The organism is Pseudogracilibacillus amylolyticus (SeqCode), from assembly GCF_051918545.1.
Taxonomy (GTDB): Bacteria; Bacillota; Bacilli; order Bacillales; family Amphibacillaceae; genus Pseudogracilibacillus.
Window position 1 is genome coordinate 1 of the sequence record NZ_JBPPZG010000328.1, and the last position, 2,592, is coordinate 2,592.

The window sequence follows — 2,592 nt, forward strand, 5'->3', positions numbered from 1 at the left end:
AAAAATGACAAAATTACTTTTTCATATAAAGGGGAATATTATCCGACTAAATTTATTTGTGACAACGTATTTTATGCTTATATGGATGATGTCTTTGAACCTATAGAAATAGTAATAGATAATGCCGGAAATGCAATTGCTATTTCTATTTTTCATCGGATCGTTCCAAAAGTTAACTAATGCTTATTTTAGTAGCTAAGTGACTCGCTCACTGGCCGAAAGCGCGAGATCCTGGGATTGAGACTGCGCTTACCCGCCCCAGCGAAGAGCATTTTTACTTTCGTTCGTCCTACCGTAAAGCGTTTGTTTCAGACGCCAGTATTAGCACGTCAATCAATCGTAAATACATTCTCCCCATAAAGCTAGACGAGAAGCCAAGTTTTTAAGAAAGGGTGCTTGCATGAACCACTTGAAACAAAAATTGGAAAAAATTACAAGTAAAGAACAGGGAAATTGGGCAATCGTAGTTGAAGACTTAGATAAAAATGAACGATTTTCTATCAATGGGACGCATCGTTACTATGCAGCTAGTATTATTAAATTACCAATTATGGCAACAGTCTTTTCCCTAGTTGATCATGGTCGTTTAAGTTTAAATGAAAGAATAGAAGTGAAACAAGAAAATATAGTTGGCGGCTCGGGAGTATTGCAATATTTATCTCCAAGTGTCAATTTAACATTATATGATTTAATAATATTAATGATTATTCAAAGTGATAATACAGCAACAAATATCATTATTGAAAAAGTCGGTAAGAAAAAAATCCAAGATACGATGAAGGAAATTGGTATGGTGCATAGTTCTTTTTACAATAAATTAATGACGATTCCTGTAAAAACGGAAGGAAGAAATATGATTACCGCAAATGATGTTTCTATATTATTAGAGAGATTTGCTAAGGGGAAGTTTAGTTCACATTATGCCTGTGAACAGATGATTACCATTATGAAAAGGCAACAAATTCATTATTTAACTGCATGTTTTCCAGAAAATGGCAGTGAAATTATTGGTACTCGACCATTCTGGATGTTTGCAAGTAAAACAGGGAGTGTTACAGAAACGTATCATGATACAGGAATTCTTTATGTTGGGAGTCGAACTGTTACAATTACCGTATTATCTGAACAGTGTAATAAGAATAGAGCTTTACACACTTTAAGTAAGGTCGGTAAAGAAATTTTTAATTATGTAACAGCAGGGAAACAAGACTCCTTTTAATTCGAATACTTTGGAGGGAACAATGAAAATATATATTGTTGCGGATGGTGAAGGTATTTCAGGTGTCGTTAGTTCCGATGAAATGCACCCAACTGGAAGCAGATACGAGGAATTTAGAAGACTTATGACAATGGATGTAAATGCTGCTATCTCAGGTGCTTTTGAAGCGGGGGCAATTGAAGTTGTTGTCAATGATGCTCATTGGTCCATGCTCAATATCATTTATGAGGAGCTTGATCCTAGAGCAGAGATTATCCGTGGATCGAATAAAAAAATGTCAATGGTTGAACAAATTGACGGGTTTGATGGAGCTTTTTTCATCGGACTTCATGCAAAAGTTGGTCATTCCCACGGTGTTGCCAATGAAACATTAGTCGGTCCAGAAATGTATGAAATGCGTATGAATGAAAAGCCAATAGGTGAAGTTGAGTTAAATGCGGCAATTGCCGGATTTTTTGATGTTCCCGTTATAATGGTTTCCGGTGATGACTGTCTAGCAAAAGAAGCAGAAGATGTATTCGAAGATATCGAAACTGCTGTTGTGAAAAAGTCAATCGATCGCTGGGCTGCACGTTGCTTATCATTAAAAAATGCACATAATGAAATTAAGACAAAAGCTTACAAAGCGGTAAGCAGACTTAATGATTTTAAGCCATATAAAATTTTGGGACAAACTGAATTTGAAATTGAGTGGACGTCAACTGCAGCTTGTAAAAAGGCAAGTCTTGTTCCAGGGGCATATGTTAAGTCGCCAAGAATAATTGCTTATAAAGGAAACAACGTATTAGATGCGTGGCGTGGAATCCATGCCTGTTTAAATCTTGGTGTTACGGCATTTGATCCCTTGTACGGCTGATAGATGAAAACAATATGAGTGTATTTATTCTTGCTAAGAAGAAAGAATAAGAGAATTAGGATTATCTTTTACCAACTGGCGAGAAAAACTGTAAGTAACATTTTATTACCCGATTGAAAACGGTTGAGGATGTTTGTACAGAAGGGACAGCAATTGTACCGCATGAGAGAGTATGTTTTCGAAAAAGTTGTTCCAACAAATTATGTATTTAATAGGTTTGGAAAAATAACTAGGTCTATCCAATGTTGGAGCGATTAGTATTGCCAATAATGTTAACAAATACATTCGCTGTTCCCACCATAATGGAAGGAGTTTACTAGCTATCATTCCATTTTTCAACAACGACATTTACCGTGCAGTCGTCTCCTGCAGCCATTGAAACAATATTAAATACATTAAGTGGCGCAGTGACAACTAAAGGAATAATTTGATTTTGGCGTCTCTCCACTTATTACCATTTAGAATCTAGGGAAAAAGTAGTATAATAGTAAACTAGAAATCAAAAACTTGTTTCTAG

4 protein-coding genes are annotated in these 2,592 nt (G+C 35.7%); 3 read left to right on the forward strand and 1 reads right to left on the reverse strand.

Annotation, left to right across the window (positions count from 1 at the left end):
- The 3 genes from ACPYKA_RS20325 to ACPYKA_RS20335 form a co-directional block, all read left to right on the forward strand.
- A partial coding sequence (locus ACPYKA_RS20325) for a hypothetical protein (protein ID WP_479544008.1) occupies positions 1-180 on the forward strand: 180 nt, incomplete at its 5' end.
- Between the two features lie 220 nt (positions 181-400).
- Positions 401-1,219 carry a serine hydrolase gene (locus ACPYKA_RS20330; RefSeq protein ID WP_479544009.1) on the forward strand — a complete coding sequence of 273 codons (819 nt, stop codon included), beginning with the start codon at positions 401-403 and terminating at the stop codon, positions 1,217-1,219.
- Between the two features lie 22 nt (positions 1,220-1,241).
- Complete coding sequence (locus ACPYKA_RS20335; protein WP_479544010.1) at positions 1,242-2,075, forward strand: M55 family metallopeptidase; 834 nt, start codon at positions 1,242-1,244, stop codon at positions 2,073-2,075.
- A gap of 316 nt (positions 2,076-2,391) precedes the next feature.
- On the opposite strand, the gene ACPYKA_RS20340 is transcribed toward ACPYKA_RS20335, so the two are convergent.
- Positions 2,392-2,523, reverse strand: a complete 132-nt coding sequence (locus tag ACPYKA_RS20340) for a hypothetical protein (RefSeq protein WP_479544011.1) — start codon at positions 2,521-2,523, stop codon at positions 2,392-2,394.
- Positions 2,524-2,592: the final 69 nt, after the last annotated feature.